The following is a 20598-nucleotide window of genomic DNA, read 5'->3' as shown; positions in this document are numbered from 1 at the left end:
TATGTCTGGTATGGATTCACCTAAAATTGCAATCGCATCGGATTTTTTACTCTCTTTTGCCGCTATACCAAAAGCACAACAAAAGAAGGTACAAGAGTTTTTGAGTAAGTTTCGAGAGAACCCGACCAGTTCAGCGATTAACTATGAAAAAATTCGTGATGCAAAAAGTAAGAACGTGCATTCAGTAAGGATCGATCAGGCTTATCGGGGCATCGTTCTTAAGCCGGATAAAGGCAATGTTTATATGCTTATGTTTGTTGCCTTGCATGATGATGCTTACGATTGGGCTCGAAACCATCGCTGCGAAATTCACCCATCTACTGGTTCAATTCAAGTTATTGATGTGTCCAAAGTTGAAGCTGCAATAGCCCAGCCTAAACCTGAAGCAATTGAAAAAACTAAGCCCATTTTCTCTGAGTTTAAAGAAAAGCAGATTTTAGCACTTGGAGTTCCGCAGAGCTTTATCCAACTTGTAATGACGATTTCTTCTGAGAGAGAACTGGAGCAATTAGAAGATCGCTTACCGACAGAGGCCTTTGAAGCGCTGTTTATGCTGGCGGCTGGGGATGACTATGAGTCTGTTTATAATACTTATAATGACCACATTAATACTGAAATTGATGTTGATGACTTTGATGCCGCCTTGCAACGAGCTGTTACCCAGCGTTCTTTCAAAGTTGTTACTGACGACCTTGAGCTGCAAAAAATGCTCAATGCTCCTCTTGAGCAATGGCGGGTATTTTTGCACCCTAGCCAAAGAAAATTAGTGTCTATGGACGCTAAGGGCCCAACTCGTGTGCTAGGTGGGGCAGGGACGGGGAAAACGGTTGTGGCGATGCACCGCGCCGTTCATTTGGCTAATAAACTCATTTTGGCGCAGAGCAATCGCAAGATTCTTTTTACTACTTTTACCAAAAACCTGGCTTCAGATATAAAGGCAAATATCAAAAAAATAGCTACGGATGAACAGTTAGCTCGAATTGAAGTGGCTAATATTGATGGTTGGGTTTCCCGCCTGCTGAAGCAATTCAACTACGACTACAAAGTCGTTTATGACGGGGATTTCCAACGTAAAAAATGTTGGGATATTGCTGTAAGCCAAGCACCCGCAGATCCTTATTTTCCTGATTCGTTCTACCAGGAGGAGTGGCGCCTGATTGTTCAAGCCCATGGGATTAAAACCAAGCAAGACTACTTAAAAGTAAGCCGGGTTGGCCGCGGCACCTCGCTTAATCGGATTCAGCGCTCACTCATTTGGCCGGTGTTCGAAGAGTACCGCAATCAACTTAATCGAAATCAGATCCGTGAAATTAATGATGCTATGTTAGATGCGATGCAGCTCATTAATGAGCAAAAATTAGTTCTACCATACACTGCGGTCATCGTGGATGAAGCACAGGACATGGGTAGCCAAGCATTTACATTGCTAAGAAGCATAGTGCCAGAACAAGAAAATGATCTTTTTATTGTTGGCGATGGACATCAGCGTATTTACCGCAATAAAGTCGTACTTAGTCGTTGTGGCATTAATGTACGCGGTCGACGCTCTCAAAAACTCAAAATTAACTATCGCACTACGGAAGAAACTCGCAGGTTTGCTACCGCGATTTTAGAAAATGTATTTGTTGATGATCTTGACGGAGAATTCGACAAATCTACCGACTATCTTTCTCTGTTCCATGGCGATGCGCCTGTTGTACAAGCGTGTTCCGGCTTCGATGACGAGTGTAAATTCATTCGTAACCAAATTGGATCGCTGACTGCCAGTGGTGTTCCGTTAAAAAATATTTGTATTGTGTCACGAACGAATCCGCTTCGTGACAACTACAAATCTTTTTTTGAGCAAGCTGGATTTGAAGTCTATGCGCTTTCTTCAGAAAGCTCTGACAATGATAAGCCTGGCCTTCGTTTTGCGACTATGCATCGGGTAAAGGGACTTGAGTTCCAATATATTTTCATTGCCGGCGCGAACGAAGGTGTGATTCCACTACAAATGGCGATTACTGAAGATCCTGTTGAGAAGCGAGATTACGACTTTAATGAAAGAGCGCTACTGCATGTTGCCGCGACTCGGGCGATTAAAGGGTTGGTGGTGACTTCTTCAGGAGTGCTTAGTGATTATTTAAAATTAAAATATTAAATAAACTTACATGAGACATGGGGAATTTCCGCTCAGATTAAGTCACAAATCTGTAAACAGCTGTTAAAATGACGACTCAGCGTTAGTTATGGTAAAATTTCTGCTGACTTTTTGGAAATATAAAAAATAATTAAATACAATGACTTACGTTGTTATTCTGAGCAAAAAATGAGGAGCCGGATTCCCAGGGTAAGTCATTGGTCTAATTGAGGAAATTACCAAAAATCGGAAGTAATGCAAAAAGTAATGCAGCACTACACTGAGTTTTAATTAGTAATATGTTTCAATTGGTTATGTCGTTAGTTCGACTCCCTCTCTCACCGCCAAATTAAAGCAAAGGGAATCAGTATCTTACTGGTTCCCTTTGTTGCTCTGGGACCTATTTGGGACCATTTCAGGGTGTTTTAGTCCGTTATTATCCTCACTAAAACCCATCATTTCAGAGATACGATTAGCCATTCTTAGTGAGTCCTTAGGTATCCATTTGCCATAATGTTTTTTAATCATTGTGGTATCGCTATGGCCTAATGGTCTTGTAAGCCATCTAAGTGTTATCTAGTTTAAAGATACTACTGCTTTTAAATAGAGCAACCGATTGATTTTACTACTTAATCAAGGCTCTTAAAGCTTTGCCGACTTCATGAGTTTTTGAAATGAGAGGCAGGCTAAATGATCAGACTGTGGGCAATTCGCGACATGGTTAAGACTATCTCGTATTGCTTTCAGTTGCTTAATTTTTACATCAATATCAGAGGCTTTTTGCGCCAGTAAAGTGCGGTCAATGGCCAATTCATCGGATTCATTAAACATCGTCGTTATTTCGTTTAATGATAAGCCTGCAATACGACCAAGTGTGATGATATTCAATTTATTAATGATCTTAGGGGCATATTGGCGTCTAAGTCCTTTTCTGCCAATGGATTGAATAAGTCCAATTTTTTCATAATATCTCAGTGTTGAAGGAGCTAATCCCGATTCGTGTGAAACATCTGCAATATCCATAAAATGCACTCTTGACTTAAAGTCGACTTCAAGTTGCACCATGCCTGAACTATATCAATCTCAGGAACAAATACAAAGTGGAGTACTCAATGGCAATTTGGCTACAGGCGATGTTAGTGGGCACTGGTGCCACATTAGTGATGGATGTATGGTCATGGTGGCAAAGAAATGTACTTCGTATTCCAACGCTTAACTATGCATTTGTGGGACGTTGGTTTATGTTCATTTACAGAGGCCAGCTGGTTCATCGACCTATTATGGTGACTCCATCAGTGAGAGGAGAAGCTTTTATAGGTTGGTTGCTGCATTATTTGAGCGGTATTATTTTCGCTTTGGTTCATGTAATGATTTTCGGGGATATGTGGTTATCTGAGCCAACGTTAATTCCTGCGCTAGTTACTGGTGTTGTGACCCTAGTGTTCCCTTTTTGTCTCATTCAACCTTGTCTTGGATTCGGGGTTGCTGCAAGTAAAACGCCTTCTCCATGGAAAGCACGTGGGTTAAGTTTGTTGACCCATAGCGTCTATGGTTTCGGCTTATTTACTACAGCCTTAAGCCTTAAATATTTACTCTAATTACTCAAGGTTGTGCAAAACTCCAATCCTTAAGCTTTATTACTTTGCCTGTGCCGATTGATTTCAGTGATCTTGTAGTGCTCAAAGCGGAGTGCATTGTCAGTTGAGTAAGTTTAATGCTGCTTGATACCACCATAATGCGTGTTCACAGAGTTCTAGCATCAATTTGAGTGATAACTTTGGGTGCATCCTTATTTCCTTGGGGCAAATGCTCAATTGCAAACGGTTCAGTTTGATTTAATACGGATAGTTAACCATGTGCGTATTACTGGCCTATTAGCATAAATACGCTTGTGTACTCGTTAATGGTTTCGATCCGATGGGGAGTTTAACATTATGAAATTGATGGTTGTTGGAGCGGGTAGGGGTCTTGGCCGCGCTTTTATTGAGGGATTATGTACTGCGGGTGACACTGTTATTGGCGTTTCACGCAGCCAACCCAGCGATCTCAATTTACCCGCCTGCGTTGAGGTCGAATGGATTAATGTAGACATGAGTTCGCCATTAGAAGCCGTTCGATTGATTGAGCAGCAAACTCCGGCGCAACTGGATGTACTCATTTATAATCTTGGAGTATGGGAACCTTCAGCCTTCACCGACGAGTACAGCTTCCTTGACGATGAGGATCAAAGTATTGTCGATATGGTCAATATTAATATCACGGGCACAATTATTCTGCTTAAGCGCTTGATCCCTAAATTACTCAACTCTGCTAAACCTCAGTTAATCCTTACGGGTTCAACATCTGGACTACGCCAAAGCGGGCGTCCAGAAGTGACGTTTAGTGCGTCAAAATTTGCCCTTACCGGTATAAGTGATGCATTACGTGAGGGTTTTAGAGAAGAGGGTCTGGCTGTAACTTGCTTGCAGCTGGGTTATCTCAATACGGAGGATACGCTTGCCACATCGATTGACGAAGCAGCTCAGCGAGGCGATGGCACCCTTGTGCCAGTGCACGATGTTGTCAACCTTGTTCGAACTCTCCTGAGCTTGTCAGATGCATCTTATGTACGTGAACTGGTACTTCCGGCGATTCGTGATGAAAGATTTTAAGTCTTGATAAACAGTATTGAGCCAGCTGCGTTACATGCGCTGGCTCATGCAATATGCCCGCTTTACCAAGTAACCATACCTTAGTTTAGGTACAGCCTCTTCCTTTCTGCAAATCCAACAAATCTCCCGTTTCAAACTTGACAATAAGTCAATTGTAAACAATTTTTTAACTTAGCATGTTTTCAGAAGGTAACTTTTCTTCTACCAGAATAGAATTAGTTTCACTGCAATAATGCAGGAGTATCTTATCCTTCACGGATCTAACAGGATTTCAATTAAGCATCTGGTTTTAATTGAATTATCTAGGCTCAAGGTATCGTGATAAAACGCTGTCATGAAAAGGATTTTCAATGAAAGACGTTCATCATTATCCATATCAGTCGCTTCAGATCTGTTCTTTAGATCAGCAGGGGCGCTCAAAAATAAACTTCAATCGCATTTTTATACCCATTTATCTGGACTTGGCAGAGGTTAAGTCCTGCACGCGATTTGTACTTTGAGATCTGCACTAGGTAGCAGAGATGCTGCAGAGTACTCATATTTTTCGTTATCAAAGTAAGGTTAAAGCAAGCTAAACCGCGATTTTTTTGTATCGAACGTGTTTTATGCATCGAACGAGTCCGAGATGAAGTCATAGCAATTTAATTATGCAAATAGCAGAGTTCGGCTGGCTTATGCACCTTAGGCAAACAACAGAGGATTAATCGTTTTTATAGCAGTAGTGATGGTGAGTGATAAGTTCCAACAACAAGGAGAGTTAATTTCATGTATATCAAATACTTTTGTTATAGTGCGTTGTTCTTGTGTATGAGTGCGACCGTGCAAGCGGAATCGCCAGCCGTTACCAAAGCCGCCGCAAGTTTACCAACCTTAAGCCCGGTTATACCATTGGAAATCGCTGCAAAACCGCCTTTCTCTCTTGAGAGTTTGCAACATGATTTTGATGATTTTTCTTGGCAATCCTTTATCGCACTGAATTGGCCTGCCAATGCCGATGGCACACCCAATACCATGTCCACCATTGGGCAAAAAACTAACCAGCCAGTAGTGTGGCTGCATTGGAAGGAAAGCCGGGAGATTTTTTTACCCTATGGCGTAAAACCACCTGGGTGGGATCAGTCCAATAATGTGCCGGATGTTTGCAAAAGTATTGATCCCAAGTCCATTCCTGAAGGGACTATTTATTTAACGCAAGTAGGGAAGACCCCGAATGTGTTGGATGAAAGTGGTGAGCCTTTTACAACGGGTCCATTGATTGATCAAAACGGGCTTTATACCCGTTATGAAATATTAACCAATGAAACCATGTTCAATTTTATTTTGGACAATAACCTCTACAGTAAAAAAGGCCAGAAACAGTTTAATGCCGATGTCGACTTTACCGCGAGCGACAGTAAAACTGGGCAGGTAGGTTCTATCATGCTTAAGGCCTCATGGATAAAAATGGGCGGCAAGTTTGATGCGACGAATTACTATACGACTTATGCGCTAGTTTATAATAATCCCCAAGAGCAACACGGGGTCAAGCCCGCGTGTGCGCTTGAACAAGTCGGTCTAGTGGGGTTTCATATTGCTCACAAAACCACGGGTGAACCACAATGGATTTGGTCTACCTTTGAGCATGTCGCTAACGCGCCAACCCAAGGTGAGTCAGCATCATTGTCGGCATATAATTTTTACGATGCTAAATGTACTGACTGCAAAGTCAATGAACCCCCAGCACGCCCGTGGGATCCGGCAAACCCGCACACTAAACCAACTCAAGTGGAACGCGTCATTCCTATTACTGCCGACGCTAAAGCCTTAAATGCCAGTTATCACGCGGCACTCGACGCTGTGGTGCCGGGATCGGTATGGATGAATTACGAATTGGTCAGTACGCAATGGCCTACCGATGCTAAAAATCCCACCGATCCAACGGGCGTGCCTGCTCCCTCATTTTTAGCGAACACCACGCTCGAAACTTATATACAGGGTTCGGTAAAGCAAACATCAAGCAGCTGTATGGCTTGTCACAATAATGCGGCAACCACTAACGGTAATTTTGCTGATTTCACTTACTTGCTGCAACGCGCGCAATAATTTATGAAAGGAACTCATCATGACTGATATTACAGGCGCGACTGCCGACACTATGAATAATTTTATTGGTTTGAGCGCGGTATTAACCGGCTTTGCAACCAGTATTATTGCCCCGACGTTGGATCCCGTGGATATTAAATCCGAATACTTACCTGTATTTACGCAAAGGATAACCGAAGAATCGAAGGACCCAACCTTAGTGACTACTATTCTGCAAAAATATGCGGCGTTAAAAGCGCAGCAATTATCAGATCAACAAATTGGCACGCAAATGCTGGCGCCAGACAACGGGACGAATTTTGTGTTGGCCTGTCGTAAATTGATTTTTATGTGGTACTCAGGTGCATGGCCAACCATTATTCCCGCGACGGATAAAGATCCGGAGACCACGGTTAGCGATATGATTTCGGCAAAAAGTTATACCACGGGCCTAGTCTGGCAAGTTATGCAGGCTCATCCTATGGGGGATTCAAATTATCGTTACGGCTATTGGGCAAAACCACCCGCAGCACTGTCGGCATATACGGGTCATCAAGGAGGTGCAGTATGAGCGCTCAAACCAATTACGATGTCATTATTGTGGGCTCTGGTATTGCGGGCTCTATCATGGCTTATCAACTGGGGATGGCGGGGAAAAAAGTATTAATCCTCGAAGCAGGGCAGGAAGTGCCTGTTGACCGCAGTGGTTACATGGAAACCTTTTTTAAAGCCAATGCCAAAACACCTGAATCACCTTATCCTCCTACTACGCAAAATCCAGCGGCATCGACGGCGGATAATCCACTCGGGCTGCCTGATCCTGCGAAGGAAAATGTGCCGCGTTATACCGTGTTGCAAATTGGCGCATGGCGCAATCCAAAGCAATGTTATTTCGACTACACACCGCAGCCTGAGCATTTGAAACCAGACAGCCCTGAAGCAAAGTTTGCTTTTGCCAGTTCTTATGAGCGCATTGGCGGCGGCACAACTTGGCATTGGCTAGGAACCAGTTTACATCTATTGCCCAATGATTTTGAATTGCAAACCCAGTATAAGCAGGGCGTGGATTGGCCCGGTGGAAAACAATTTTATCAGGCGCTGGTTCCTTACTATGAACAGGCGACCAATGAGATTGGCGTCGCCGGTGACAAAGAGGCGATGGATCAGCTTTATCGCGGATTTAATGTTTCACCGGATGGCGTTTATGGCGCGAATTACGATTATCCCATGCCCGGCATTGTTTCATCTTTAGTCGATCAACAATACGAACAAGCGGTGAGCGATATGGTGTACGACAAGATTAAATTGTCAGTTACGCCAACCCCTCAAGGGCGTAATTCATTACCGGGTGAACGCCGTCAATGTGCGGGTAACACAAATTGTATTCCTATTTGCCCAATCCAAGCCAAATACGATGCCAGTGTGACGCTCGGACGAGCATTGCAAACCGGCAATGTTGATGTATTTTATCGGCACGTCGCGACAAATGTTCAAGTGGATGAAAATACAAAGGATGTTGTTGGTATTGATTATGTGACCTATCAAACTCACGGAGGGGTAGCGACGGGCGGCGGTACTGTTACGGCTAAAAAATATGTGATTGCCGCTCACGCAATTGAGACGCCTAAATTATTGCTCATGTCTAAGCGTAATAAAGCCTGTCCGAACGGTGTCGCCAACCATAGCGATCAAGTTGGGCGTAATTTGATGGATCACATCATGTATTTGGCCTGGGGATTGGCGAAAGATCCTGTTTATGGTTTTCGAGGACCTCTATCTACTGCGGGCATTGAAAGTTTACGCGATGGCGCCTTTCGTAAAGACCGTGCCGCCTATCGTATTGAAATCGGCAATGAGGGTTGGCAGTGGGCTGCGAACGATCCATTCACTACCTTAGCCGACTTTATATTTGGTCAAAATAATTCGCAATTAAATGGGGATTCTGTCAATCAACAGGGTATTCCATTGCGCTTTGCTCCTGCGATACCTGCAAATAGCAGCTTATTTGGCGCCTCGTTGGTGAATACCTTAAATGGTATTTACACTCGGCAAATTCGTATGGGCTATCTAATTGAGCAATTGCCTGATCCGGAAAACCGTGTCGAACTGTCTGAGACCTTGACTGATAATTTGGGTTTACCGCGCCCAAAATTAACCTACCGAGTCCGCGAAGATTATGTGCGCAACGCATTTGTCTCGGCTAAAGATATTTCGACCAAACTCTTTGATGCCCTTGGTGCGCGCGAATATACCAAGGCTCCGCCTGCGCCGGTTTTCTATGGTGATAAGCGTGAGGTGACGTCGAATAATTTTGAATATCAGGGCAACAATTTTACGTTTTACGGTGCTGGACATATTGTGGGGACGTATCGAATGGGGGACTGTAAAGATACGTCGGTGGTGAATCCTCGCCAGCAATCTTGGGATCATAGCAATCTGTTTTTAGTCGGTAGCGGCGTGTTTCCAACGGTTGCGACGGGAAATCCCACTCTCACTTTGGCAGCGTTGGCATTTCAGGCAGCAGATCATGTGTTAGCAGATCTCAAAGCAAGTTAATGCCATTTTATTTTTTAAAGCCTTTAACCGGCTTTTAATTTGCCTGTAAAGAACCGCGTGCTAAATCGGCGCGGTTTTTCAATATCACTCTGTTATCGGAGTATCACGATGAAACATAGTATTTTATTACTGCTGATATCCTGTTTTCTCAGCGCATGCAGTGCTCATTCAACAACACCTGACCCGCTCAGCTTGTACCGCGAGTTGACCCGCGATAAATCGCAATTAGATGTGCGTATTGGGGCGGCGAATCAATACAGCGCTTCCGAGAAAATCTGTTTAGATGCGCAATGCGATGCTGATGGCAATAACTGCAAGCCCATCACTGTGCCCGCACCCAGCCCGTTGATGACCAATAGCGATGACCAAAACTACTATCAGCTCACGCAGGATAGTGCTGGTTTTTCTCACTATGGAGCCCAATCCCAGTATGCCACTGATATTGAAACCTTGCGCAAACGGTTAGATGATCTGATGTGGTCCTTTAAAAAAAGCGGCTTAATCGATGCACTCAAACAGCAGAAAAAAACGCCAGCATTGATGTTTGATATTGATAATACACTGGAATTTAGCGCTGCAATTGATTCCGACCTAACGGGCAAGGGGCCAGCAATTCAGGGCGTGGTTGATTTTGCTAAACAATGGTGTTTTAAAGACGGTGTTGATTGTTATTTTGTCACGGCCCGTAATTGTGAAAACCAAAGTGCTAAACCCACTCAGTATTGGCTTGAAAATAACATGGGCCTTGATGCCAAGGTCGTAGATAGGTTCACCTATTTTTCACGCAACACCAAACAGCTGGTGTGCAGTAATTTACCCACACCAGCACCCAATGTTGCATATAAAGATATTGTGCGCGAGGCGCTGGAAACTGAGCGAAAGGTATTTTGGTTAATGAGTATCGGCGACCAACTAACCGACTCTTTGGGTGAACACAGTGGTTTAAAGGTGCGGGTTCCGAATCAGTTCTTCCATGCTGACATTAACCCCAATCAGTTTGCGAGTTATGGTATGGGACGTTGCGGCCCCTTAGAGACAATTGCGCCGCCATTGGAATGCAGTATTGCATTAAAATCACAGGCGCTCGCTGTAACCAACATCAACTACTGCCGTTCACAATAAGATGACTAACGCCGTCCTCGCAGCGCAGCTTAGACAGATTCCATAAGAGCGTTACTCGTTATGTTGGTGTCATAAGGCTGAATCTAGGTTGATTGTGTCGCGCTTGTTTCTGCGCCTTGTCGAGTCTGTCTACTTGCGAAGAATTTAGCTGAGATTTCAATTAATGCTATTACTTTCCTCATCTCATGACGCATTAGGTATGTTATTCGTCGTGGTTCTTTTACGCGTTTGGACTAAGGTATAGCCACCACTTAATACTACGAGTAAGCTCCCTAGAATTGTCAGTAAATCTGGTGATTCGCCAAATATTAATATGCCTAATGCTAAGGCAAACAGTAAACGTGTATACCGAAAGGGACTGACTACCGAGACATCCCCAGCGCGCATCGCGATTGTCAGCGCATTGTAGGCCATGACACCAAAGACGATGGCTCCCAGAATTTGTGTTGCCGCAGTGGTACTAAACTGTAAGGGCTCATTTTGGTACATCAGTATGGTTAAGCCTGTCGGAATTAACACAAAAAAGCCATACACCCCGAGTTGCATGTTCGATAACACGGGTGATGCGGCACGGGTTGCTAAATCGCGGCCTGCAAAACCTAAGGTAGCGATAACGGCAAATAAAGAGGTGGCTTCAAAGCCATCAAGCCCTGGGCGAATGATCATCAGTACGCCCACAAAACCAACCCATACCGCAAGCCATCTTTTATGACCGACTTGTTCACTGAACAACAAGGCTGCGCCAATCATGGCTATTAGAGGTGTGGCTTGCAAAATAGCGGATGCACTTGATAGTGGTGTTAAGGTGATAGCTAAAGCAAAACAGAATCGGCCGATAACTTCACACAGTGCGCGTAATAATATGGGTCTCGACAATGCCGCAGGGTGAAGCACAGTTTCGCCCTTACGCCAAGTTAACAGTATAAAAATCAACATCCCACCGAGGCCAAATAACGCTAGAATGAGGCCGATAGAGGTGGTTTCTGCTGCAGATTTGATGAGCATGTCTTCAATAGAAAATGCTGCCATCGCAGCCACCATAAACAGACTACCTTTTGTATTATTCAAAATATCTTCCCAACATGTGTAGACAGTGTCTGTGAAAAAGTATCGACTTAAGAGTGTTGGCTCGATGGAGCAGTCCGCTGAAGTCATGGTATAGCTTATTGTGACCCAAGTTAAACATCATGTGACTCGAGTTAAACATCCTGCGCTCTAAGTTAAACAGCATTTTATGCGCGCTACAGCAGGCTTTCTTTGCTCATCCTAATCGGATTAGCAACCTAAGTTCGCAGTGTTCTTGGGCTTGAAAAGAAAGGGGATAATAAGAGTAAGCAAGACACTATAATAGATACAGAAATGGCTTTTTCATCTATATCAGATGGTTAATTTAGCCTAACGCCGTTACGCGTATCTTGTAGGTCCAATATCTGTAAAGAGGATAGAGAACAAGCTGTTTGGCAGTGGCGTTAATCTGCTGAATATAAAATACTTTTCCTAAATAGGGCAATAAGATGCCCAGTTTTTATGGGATAGTTTGGCTAAAGCGCGGTAACTGTAATGGTGCAGTTCGGGTCTCGATGGCGTAACGTTGCGCGTTTTAAAATGTCAGTCAATCAGCGATGATCGGAGTGCGCTTACTAATGCAAACTGCTTTCACCTTGAGAAAATGTGCTTGATGCTCTCTGTTTGCGAGTCATCTACTCGCATTGCCCATAGTTAATGAGTGTGGTGCACGCGCGCGGCGTGCGCCATTATTGAGTTAATGCGATTCAAATGTTCCCCATTTCAGCGCGTTACCTTCATCAACGAGTAGTTGCCCTTTGCTCCATACTTTATCGATATTAAAATTGTCCGTTAATAACACAAAGTCGGCATCGTGTGTTTCGCTTATTCCGCCCTTGGTTTTTAGCTTGAGCACGCGAGCGGCATTTGAGGTCACTAAAGGAAGCACTTGTTCGAGGGTTAAACCACTGTTAATTAAAGCCACTAGTGCTTCAAATAGGCTGCTGACTTTACCCATTTCTATTCCAATACATTCCCCGTCAGAACTAAATATGGGCAGGCTAGCATTTCCGTCGGAACTTAAGCTGATTTGACTCAAGTTAACACCTTGCGAGATTGCAAAATGGACCGCATTAACGACCGCGACTTCACCCTCGTTTAGATACTGAGTATTGGTCGACGTCGTGAAATCGATAACCCCACCTTGTCGTGCAAATTCAATCCCTTGCTCTAATAGCTGCTGGGAGCGATTCATGTGAGTGGGATAGAACTGCGTTAAAGGGATATCTGATTGCTGCGCGATGAGATGCAATATTTGAATACCACTCGCACCATCGCCCACATGCACAAATACTATGCCGCCTTTACCGCTGAGCATGCCGCCGACGCGGCTTTGTGCTGCGACTCTGGCGAGTTCTGGCACTGTGAGTTGTGAGCCTCGATGATCTGCAATTGCAATTTCACCCACACCAATAACATTGTCGATTAACACCAGATCTTGGGTGACATCGCCAGTAAGGGTCTTTACAGGGTACTCGTAGGAGCCAGTGTAGCAAAAGACAGACAAGCCTTCGTATGTGAGCGCTTTAGCCTTGACGACAAGTTCGTTCAAACTGCGGCTAATGGCGTCTGTTCCCAATGCTGCGACGAGCGTAGTGACCCCTGCAAGGCTGGCATCTGTTAGTTGCATCTCTGGGGTACGCGTGTGGTAACCGCCTTCACCGCCACCGCCTGTGATATGCACTAAGGGGTCCACTAAACCTGGGATTAAAGGGCGGCCATTGGCTTCGATGATTGTGACTAAGTCTGCATGCTTAAGATCAATGACGGGGGCGATTTTAAGGACTTTCGCCTCGCAAAATAACACGTCGCGTAGCCCTAAAAACTGCGGCGCATAAACGGCGGCGTTACGGATTAAAGTTAACATCAGCTATATCCTGTAATAACGGCAAATAAAATGACGGCACTGGCCATCAAGGTCAGTAATAGTTGAAAGCGCCAAACAAGCGCAAGCCATTGAGCGTATGAAATTTTAGCCACACCTAAACAACCCATTAATGAGGCTGAAGTGGGGATCACTAAATTTGTCAGTCCATCACCAAACTGAAAACAAAGCACTGATACTTGGCGGGTGACGCCTGCAATATCGGAAAGCGGCGCCATGATAGGCATGGTCAGGGCGGCTTGACCGGAACCTGATGCGACAAAGAAATTCATAATAGATTGAAATATATACATAACAATGGCAGAGGTGACATCAGGTAACGTTGCCAAGGACTCGCCGGCATAATGTAAGGCAGTGTTAAGAATAGAGGGCTGTTGTGGGTCATCGCCGCCAAGCAATAACACCACACCTTTGGCGAATCCCACAATCATAGCGGCGGGTAACAATTCACTGGCGCCTTTTTGAAAGGCATTTGAGATTTGGTTCAAGCTACGTTTTCGCCAAATAACGGCAATCAGCCCAACAACCAAGGCCAGTGCAAAAAATTGACTTGCGATTTGCGGAATATAATAGCCATGGCTTATCACTCCCCAAATCACCCACATAATTACGCCGAGTAAACAAAGTAACACGAGAATGTCAAAGGAAGAACATTTATTATTCAATGGATTATCGTTAGTATGCACGAGTGTGGCATCCACTGCTGAGCGATGTTTTTTAGCGTAGCGCAGGGTAAAAACTAAGCCGACAACAGTGAACACAAACCAAGCTGCAATCCGTAAACCAGCGCCAGACATTAAAGGTACACCGGCTATCCCTTGCGCAATGGCCACGCTAAATGGATTCATCCATGAGGTAGCAAATCCAATTTGGGTGGATAAGTAGGTGACCATGACCACAGTTGCTGCTGAATAACCTAAAGCCTGAAAAAGCGGTAACAGTACAATGCAAAATGCAATGGCCTCTTCACTCATGCCGTATATCGCGCCGCTTAATGAAAATATTATAAACAGTAATGGGATCAGTAATACTTGGCTGCGCTGCAGTTTGGCGATCATCGCCATAATGCAATGAGTAATGGCGCCAGTGTCCATGACGACACCAAAGGCACCCCCCACGATAAGGATAAATGCCATGACGCCAACGGCCGAGCCCATGCGATCGCCTGATGTCATGCCGTCGAAGGCAAAATTGGTCAGCCCCGTTTTGTCGTTGGCTGAAAATAGACTGACATGATGCGTGTTATCGTATGTCATGAAAAACTGTTGTGGATCGATTCTTTGAGTGATGTTGCCAGTGCTATCAACGATATCGACCATAGCAAACCAACCCGCTGGAAACAGGTAACTGCTTATTGCGGCGGCTAAAACGATAAAAAATAAAATAACAAAAGCGTCGGGCATTGCCCTTGCAGTAGGTAATTTCATCCTATGTGCCTTTATAAAGGGTCAGAACAAGGCATTGGCCACAATTAAACGCTGCGGCCAATGCCTCAAGTCAGTACATTAAAACTTGAAGGTATAACGTACGTTCCAGCGACGGCCTAACCAATCATGGACTGAGCTTGCATAGCCATTGGTTGGAGAGGAGGCGTAGGGCGGTTCTTCATCTGTTAGGTTACGCACTGACACCAAAAAGCTATGGTGCTCATTTAACTCATAACCAAGGCTCGCACTGAAGGTGAGCCAACTGTCGACGGTTTCGTTATCAAATTTAAAGTCACCATCACCCAATGAACTGATGTAGTGACCCGATAAACTGGCACTCCAATCGTTGAGCTGCCAGTCGGTTCCTAGATCAAGCACGCTTTCAGGGCGAGCAATTTCTGAGGCGCCACTTAACCGCCCTAATAAATCTTCCACTGGGGTTGAAGGTGTGACTTGTCTTTCAAACGATAGGGTTTCAGTGCCCGCAACATAAAACTTAAATTCACCTGCGGTTTCAGTGTCTAAGCGATAATCTAGCTTGTAGTCGACGCCATCAGTATTTTGATTGCCGACGTTAAAATAGCCAGTGCGTAAGAAGCTGATATCCCCTTGGCCATCAACAACACAGCCGAATTCATCCCCCAGTTCTGCAACGCTAGTCACGATTTTTGTACTGTCTTTAATACAGGCGTCTAAGGTGGTGTTGGCATCAATATCAACAATATCATCGTGCTCATAGCGCCAGTAATCGACAGTCAATTGTAGTGCTTCGGTGAGGTTCCAAGAGACGCCAACGTTAATGGCGGCAGACTTTTCTGCGGATAAATCCTTATTGCCTATGGTTTCTTGGTCAAACTCGAGTTCGCCAAACTCGGCGCCAGCAGTACCGCATAAGGCATTGTAAGGTTCAGCCGAACCGCAATTGATATACTGGCTGCTGAGCGACGTCCCTGCGCCTAATTGGGATAAGGAAGGGGCTCTAAAACCTGTACTCCATGACGCCCTTAATACTAAGTCCTCAAGTGGGCGATAACGCATTGATATTTTAGGGTTAACATCACCACCAAAGTCACTATAGTGGTCGTAACGTAAAGCTGCGATCACATCTAAGGTGTCGGTAATGGGGAAATTAAACTCGCCATACACAGCATATTGCGTCCGGTCTGCTTCGGCATCGCTTGCGCCTAAGCCGATAATTTCGTTTTTAACGGCGTTGATAGATGGCCTATCAAATATTTGCTCTTTTCGCAGCTCTCCACCAAAAACCGAGCTTACTGTACCTGCGGGCAATGCAAACAAATCGCCACTGATATTAAAATCCAGCGACAACACCTCTGATTCACCTTTACGCATGCCGGGATCGCGCAGGGCAGCAATTTGTGCCGCGCTACTATCACGGCCTAAATTGAACGGATTAAATTCATCCGCCGCGACGGCGGCATCCAGTTTAGTGGCATTCATATAGCCAGCAACATTGGTGATTTCGTTTGTAGATTTGCCATAACTCGCCGCGGTTTCCCAGCTCCAGTCGGCAAGTTCACCGCGCAGTCCAGCGAGGACTCGATAGCTCTGAGTGTCATATTCCTGTACTCGACGCTCAGGGAAACGAGTTCGAACAGTGATAACGTCGCTGACACTGCCATCTAGCATGTCAATGTCGTGAACATACTGGGGAATGTTGGCAGAATCACCAGCAATATCCACTGTATATCCCGCAGGCGCCTCATAGGCTGAACCGGTATTCTTTTGATACATGCCTTCAGCAAAAAACTCCAATCCATTATCTAGACGATAAATATGATTAAAGGTCGTGCCTATATTGTCAAAGTCAGGTTGGATAGCGCGTTGAATAACATAGTCATAATTGCAACGTGTACCACTTTTTTGGGTATCATCGCCACACCAAGACTCAGCGTAATCTTCACCATCTATGGTCATACGAGTACTGGACTCAAAGGTGACATTGACGGGTCTATCGCTATTAAAGATGGCGTTTCGCGTCGCATAATCGACTACAACCGTAGTATTGCTGTTTTCTGTCGCAAAGCCGCCAGCGTAGGTCAGATTCTTACGGCTGGCATCGTGATCAGAAGTATCATCCCCATATTGGGCACTGAGCTCATGCCCGACAAAATCCTTACGGAGGATAAAGTTAATCACCCCAGCAATGGCATCCGAACCATAGATGGACGATGCGCCATCGGTTAACACATCGATGCGTTCAATGGCAGATAAAGGGATTGAATTGACGTTCACAAACGAGTCAGAACCATTAGAGAATGAATCAACGGCGACTCTTCGGCCATTGACTAGCACTAAGGTTGAGCTTGAACCCAATCCGCGCAAACTGACACCGGATGCGCCAGCTGGTGCTCCATCGGCTCCACCGACACCCCCTGTTTCCGAGAAAGTCCCCGCACTTGAAGCTTGGGGGAGATCGCGTAGAAACTCACTCACACTCTCGTAACCGCGTTTAGTGATGTCATCTTGGGTGAAACTTTGTAGTGGATTGGCGCCTTCCATATCCACCCCTTTTAGGCGTGAACCTGTGACTGCGACACGCTCGACCGGTGCATCTGCGGCAGGTTGCTCAGTTGTTTTTTCTAGTTCATTGGCTACAGCTAAAGCAACGGGCGACAAGGCCAACCCAAAAACAGCGCACAAAAATACAGAACTTCTCATGATAAGCTCCCGATAAATCTCTTATTAGAATTTTTAGACGTGGCTAAGCTGCGCGTGAGTCAATACGCATGGCATTAGTTAATGTTTTGCAGAAAGCGCAACGTCAATCAAATGATTGAGAGGGGAGTAAGACGGCTAGACTAGACTCCACCAAACACAAGGTGTTTAGCGGTTATTCGTCCCACCATTCGGACAGATACCAGGTGCGGTAGTGGTATCTTTGGAAAAGAGTTGTTTCTGTTTTCATGTAATAAATTGAAGTCTTTTGTTATTGACCTGTTAAAAGACTATCCGTAACATGAGCATTGAGTCAATACATGGCGCACACTTTTTATTGAGTGCCACTATGAAAAATCGTTACTTAAAAAACTTATCTTTTTTGCTCAATAGCTTAAGTATTTCTTTCTTTGCTCTTTTGCTATTTATCGTCCCAAGCTCGCAGTCAGCGCCAGTGAAATCCCTGAGTTTATCGATACCCACTCATCAACCATTTGATCTTATGCTGGTGGGCGGAGGGATGAAAACCTGCAGCTCTCAAGCTCCAGAAAATTGCCAATCGGAAGTCAAATTCTCAGTCGATGCCAAACGCGAAACACGTTATGTGTTCAACGTTTCGTGGCTCGAACGTGCACTTAAACACCCAAGATTACAGTCGTTAAACGAGCAACAAAAAACGATATTACGGCAAGCGGCTAAAGCACTTCCTCCTGTCAGTAACAGTCTTAAAAATAGCGATGTTGAAATTGGCCGTTCGCTTGGCCTTTTACATAGTGACAGCTTAACCTTGGCAAACCTTGAACAAGCCATTGCAAAGATAGATAAGCAATTTCTGGCGCATTTGAGCGACCAAGAATATTACACACTGCTGGATTTACTTGAAGAAAAGCAAATGCTTGTTGACGGCACGCTGTTACAAGAACAAGTGTTACTTGATTCCACAACCAATTCTCATGCCGCGACGCTTTATCAATTATTTACGCAGCAAGCGTTAGCAAAGCGCCAGCAAAGTAACCCCAATGCCAAACGTCCACTGATCGCCGTTGTGACCGCCTCTGCGCGCGATCCCTTTGAAGCGGCCGATTACTATGTCAGCGTATTTGAGCAAATGGGGGCCGAGGTTATTTGGCTGCCTTTAGATGCAGCGTTGCAAGCCGGTATCGCTACCCGTCAGTGTGACCAACTCGAAATGTTTAGACAGCAAATACAAGGTAATACGGATAGGGCGAGGCTTTATCCAAAGCAAGTTGAGCTACAAAAGGATTTCTGTGCCAGCCCCATTAAACTCTATCAATTGCTTAATCAAATCGACGGACTCTTTTTAAATGGCGGCGATCAGAGTTTGACTTTAAAGGCTTGGACGACGCCGGATGAATCACCCAGTGAAGCATTAACCATCATCAAGAAACGTCTTTCCAAACAAGAAATTGTCATCGGTGGCACCAGCGCTGGCACTGTTGTGATGGCTGATAAAAATATGATCACCGGCGGCACGAGTGAGGGGGCTCTGAGTTTTGGCGTTTTCGCGACCGAGGCGCCAAGTGAGCGTTGTGAAGTCGCTAATTGTGATGCCTCAGTTCCTGCAACGGCGGTCACTTATCGCGAGCAAGGTGGGCTTGGATTTTTCCCCTTTGGTATACCCGACACACACTTTTCACAACGAGACCGTTATTTAAGACTCTTGCTCCTTAGCGCCAATGCCGATAGCAAAATGGCATTTGGCGTCGATGAAAATACAGCATTATTGGTCGATTTATCACATCGTTCGCTCTCAGTGGTCGGTGAGCATGGAGTATGGGCATTAGCGCAAGTTGGGCGATTGAAACAAAGCCAAGCTAACTCTGAAATAAATGCGGTTTCGCACTATCTCACTCCGGGTTCCTATGCTGAAATTGAAACCACTGGTGAGCATTTGACTCATATCCGCCTAGCTCAGACTGCCAAATTGACGCCAATAATGAGTAAGCAGAGTGACTTTTTTACTTGGGTCAGCAATGCGTGCCGGCAAGGTATATATTCAACATCACTGAGTGATAAGTACGAATTAACTATTTCTCCAATGGCGGCATTAAGCTGCCAAGGTATTTTAGATCAAGAACACGGATATCAATCGATGGGGTTAACACTAAAAGCGTTAGAACAATGACAGTGAGTTGAATTAATTGTAGTGGTATGGCTATGATATCAATAGGATAGGCTAAATTGATTAAGATTGAGTGTATATTAGATAGATTTTAAAACGTGAGAGGATAATTAATCTACTGATTTTAAGTTAAGAAGCTATAATTTAAGATTTTTTACTTTAAGTAAGTTTTAAGTTAAGTGATTGAGGTTAAATTAGGTAAAGTAAATTTATATTAAGCAGCATTTATTAAGTATGATTTTTTTGCGAACTAATTAATTTTAAAAACCGCTACTAAAAATAATGAATCGCTCAGCCAAAACTGAGCGATTCATTATTTAAAAAGAAAAGTCTTATCGTTTTAACGATCAGCTTTGGATATTAATCGTCACTTTCTCGATAACGATGGGTTCGCGGGGCACGTCTTCGTGGCCGGCGACAGTGGTGGTTTTGACTTTTTCAATCTGTTGGATAATGTCCATTCCCGCTGTGACTTTACCAAATACCGCATAACCCCAACCGTTATTGGTGGTGGCCGTGTGGTCTAAAAAATCATTATTGGCGGTGTTAATGAAGAACTGCGCCGTGGCCGAATGAGGCGCATCGGTGCGAGCCATAGCGATAGTGCCTATGGTGTTACTTAGGCCTTTGTTGGCTTCGTTCACGATAGGCTCGTGGGTCGGCTTTTCTTTCATTTTTGCGGTAAATCCGCCGCCTTGGATCATAAAGCCTTTGATCACTCGATGAAAAATCGTGTGCTCAAAGAAGCCTTCTTCACAATAGCGGACAAAGTTTTTTGAACTGACAGGCGCATGTTCAAAGTCGAGTGCTATGGTGATGTCGCCTAAATTGGTGCTGAATGTAATCATGCTAATATCTTCTATCTTAATGAGTTTCTACTTCTAATAAGT

14 protein-coding genes are annotated in these 20598 nt (G+C 44.6%); 8 read left to right on the top strand and 6 right to left on the bottom strand.

Going from position 1 to position 20598, the window contains the following annotated elements; translation table 11 throughout:
* Position 1 precedes the first annotated feature (1 nt).
* Positions 2 to 2140 carry a UvrD-helicase domain-containing protein gene (locus Q4Q54_RS05180; protein ID WP_311987891.1) on the top strand — a complete coding sequence of 713 codons (2139 nt, stop codon included), beginning with the start codon at positions 2 to 4 and terminating at the stop codon, positions 2138 to 2140.
* Positions 2141 to 2761: 621 nt separating this feature from the next.
* Here Q4Q54_RS05180 and Q4Q54_RS05175 read toward each other — a convergent pair.
* Positions 2762 to 3142 (bottom strand): helix-turn-helix domain-containing protein, encoded by a 381-nt coding sequence (locus tag Q4Q54_RS05175; RefSeq protein ID WP_311987890.1) that lies wholly within the window; start codon positions 3140 to 3142, stop codon positions 2762 to 2764.
* Between the two features lie 89 nt (positions 3143 to 3231).
* Here Q4Q54_RS05175 and Q4Q54_RS05170 point away from each other — a divergent pair, with 89 nt between their 5' ends.
* The 6 genes from Q4Q54_RS05170 to Q4Q54_RS05145 all read left to right on the top strand — a co-directional run bounded on the left by Q4Q54_RS05170 (position 3232) and on the right by Q4Q54_RS05145 (position 10509).
* On the top strand, positions 3232 to 3717 hold the full coding sequence (locus Q4Q54_RS05170; RefSeq protein WP_311987889.1) for a DUF2938 domain-containing protein: 486 nt from the start codon (positions 3232 to 3234) through the stop codon (positions 3715 to 3717).
* A gap of 336 nt (positions 3718 to 4053) precedes the next feature.
* Positions 4054 to 4770: an SDR family oxidoreductase gene (locus Q4Q54_RS05165; RefSeq protein ID WP_311987888.1), complete on the top strand. Its 717-nt coding sequence runs from the start codon at positions 4054 to 4056 to the stop codon at positions 4768 to 4770.
* A gap of 765 nt (positions 4771 to 5535) precedes the next feature.
* A complete protein-coding gene (locus tag Q4Q54_RS05160; protein ID WP_311900731.1) occupies positions 5536 to 6852 on the top strand; it encodes a hypothetical protein in 1317 nt (438 codons plus the stop codon).
* A gap of 19 nt (positions 6853 to 6871) precedes the next feature.
* Positions 6872 to 7402: a hypothetical protein gene (locus Q4Q54_RS05155; protein WP_011846712.1), complete on the top strand. Its 531-nt coding sequence runs from the start codon at positions 6872 to 6874 to the stop codon at positions 7400 to 7402.
* The gene (locus Q4Q54_RS05150; RefSeq protein ID WP_311987887.1) at positions 7399 to 9387 is read left to right on the top strand and encodes a GMC family oxidoreductase; all 1989 of its coding nucleotides are present in this window, start codon (positions 7399 to 7401) and stop codon (positions 9385 to 9387) included. The genes Q4Q54_RS05155 and Q4Q54_RS05150 overlap by 4 nt, the downstream gene beginning before the upstream one ends.
* 108 nt (positions 9388 to 9495) lie before the next feature.
* Positions 9496 to 10509 carry a hypothetical protein gene (locus Q4Q54_RS05145; RefSeq protein ID WP_311900729.1) on the top strand — a complete coding sequence of 338 codons (1014 nt, stop codon included), beginning with the start codon at positions 9496 to 9498 and terminating at the stop codon, positions 10507 to 10509.
* A gap of 183 nt (positions 10510 to 10692) precedes the next feature.
* Here Q4Q54_RS05145 and Q4Q54_RS05140 read toward each other — a convergent pair whose 3' ends face one another.
* The 4 genes from Q4Q54_RS05140 to Q4Q54_RS05125 all read right to left on the bottom strand — a co-directional run bounded on the left by Q4Q54_RS05140 (position 10693) and on the right by Q4Q54_RS05125 (position 17568).
* The gene (locus Q4Q54_RS05140; RefSeq protein ID WP_311987885.1) at positions 10693 to 11664 is read right to left on the bottom strand and encodes a DMT family transporter; all 972 of its coding nucleotides are present in this window, start codon (positions 11662 to 11664) and stop codon (positions 10693 to 10695) included.
* 607 nt (positions 11665 to 12271) lie between these two features.
* Complete coding sequence (iadA, locus tag Q4Q54_RS05135) at positions 12272 to 13441, bottom strand: beta-aspartyl-peptidase (RefSeq protein ID WP_011846716.1); 1170 nt, start codon at positions 13439 to 13441, stop codon at positions 12272 to 12274.
* Positions 13441 to 14886, bottom strand: a complete 1446-nt coding sequence (yfcC, locus tag Q4Q54_RS05130) for a putative basic amino acid antiporter YfcC (protein WP_311900726.1) — start codon at positions 14884 to 14886, stop codon at positions 13441 to 13443. Before yfcC ends, iadA begins: the two co-directional genes overlap by 1 nt.
* 78 nt (positions 14887 to 14964) lie before the next feature.
* Entirely contained in the window at positions 14965 to 17568 is a 2604-nt protein-coding gene (locus tag Q4Q54_RS05125) for a TonB-dependent receptor (RefSeq protein WP_311987884.1), read from the bottom strand.
* A gap of 346 nt (positions 17569 to 17914) precedes the next feature.
* Between Q4Q54_RS05125 and Q4Q54_RS05120 the strand changes: the two genes are divergently transcribed.
* A complete protein-coding gene (locus tag Q4Q54_RS05120) occupies positions 17915 to 19711 on the top strand; it encodes a cyanophycinase (protein WP_311987883.1) in 1797 nt (598 codons plus the stop codon).
* A gap of 344 nt (positions 19712 to 20055) precedes the next feature.
* On the opposite strand, the gene Q4Q54_RS05115 is transcribed toward Q4Q54_RS05120, so the two are convergent.
* On the bottom strand, positions 20056 to 20556 hold the full coding sequence (locus Q4Q54_RS05115; protein WP_006081478.1) for a peptidylprolyl isomerase: 501 nt from the start codon (positions 20554 to 20556) through the stop codon (positions 20056 to 20058).
* Positions 20557 to 20598 lie beyond the last annotated feature (42 nt).

Origin of the sequence: Shewanella sp. SP2S2-4, assembly GCF_031932025.1 — a bacterium.
GTDB classification, from domain to species: Bacteria; Pseudomonadota; Gammaproteobacteria; order Enterobacterales; family Shewanellaceae; genus Shewanella; species Shewanella baltica.
Note: the sequence above shows the minus strand (reverse complement) of the source record. Positions and strands in the feature narration are given on the sequence as shown.

Bases quoted from the DNA above. Each gene is read 5' to 3' on its own strand.
- Q4Q54_RS05155 (WP_011846712.1), top strand. From the start codon at position 6,872: ATGACTGATATTACAGGCGCGACTGCCGACACTATGAATAATTTTATT.
- Q4Q54_RS05160 (WP_311900731.1), top strand. From the start codon at position 5,536: ATGTATATCAAATACTTTTGTTATAGTGCGTTGTTCTTGTGTATGAGT.
- yfcC (WP_311900726.1), bottom strand. From the start codon at position 14,886: ATGAAATTACCTACTGCAAGGGCAATGCCCGACGCTTTTGTTATTTTA.
- Q4Q54_RS05115 (WP_006081478.1), bottom strand. From the start codon at position 20,556: ATGATTACATTCAGCACCAATTTAGGCGACATCACCATAGCACTCGAC.
- Q4Q54_RS05175 (WP_311987890.1), bottom strand. From the start codon at position 3,142: ATGGATATTGCAGATGTTTCACACGAATCGGGATTAGCTCCTTCAACA.
- Q4Q54_RS05180 (WP_311987891.1), top strand. From the start codon at position 2: ATGTCTGGTATGGATTCACCTAAAATTGCAATCGCATCGGATTTTTTA.
- Q4Q54_RS05125 (WP_311987884.1), bottom strand. From the start codon at position 17,568: ATGAGAAGTTCTGTATTTTTGTGCGCTGTTTTTGGGTTGGCCTTGTCG.
- Q4Q54_RS05145 (WP_311900729.1), top strand. From the start codon at position 9,496: ATGAAACATAGTATTTTATTACTGCTGATATCCTGTTTTCTCAGCGCA.
- Q4Q54_RS05165 (WP_311987888.1), top strand. From the start codon at position 4,054: ATGAAATTGATGGTTGTTGGAGCGGGTAGGGGTCTTGGCCGCGCTTTT.
- Q4Q54_RS05150 (WP_311987887.1), top strand. From the start codon at position 7,399: ATGAGCGCTCAAACCAATTACGATGTCATTATTGTGGGCTCTGGTATT.
- iadA (WP_011846716.1), bottom strand. From the start codon at position 13,441: ATGTTAACTTTAATCCGTAACGCCGCCGTTTATGCGCCGCAGTTTTTA.
- Q4Q54_RS05170 (WP_311987889.1), top strand. From the start codon at position 3,232: ATGGCAATTTGGCTACAGGCGATGTTAGTGGGCACTGGTGCCACATTA.
- Q4Q54_RS05120 (WP_311987883.1), top strand. From the start codon at position 17,915: ATGAAAAATCGTTACTTAAAAAACTTATCTTTTTTGCTCAATAGCTTA.
- Q4Q54_RS05140 (WP_311987885.1), bottom strand. From the start codon at position 11,664: ATGACTTCAGCGGACTGCTCCATCGAGCCAACACTCTTAAGTCGATAC.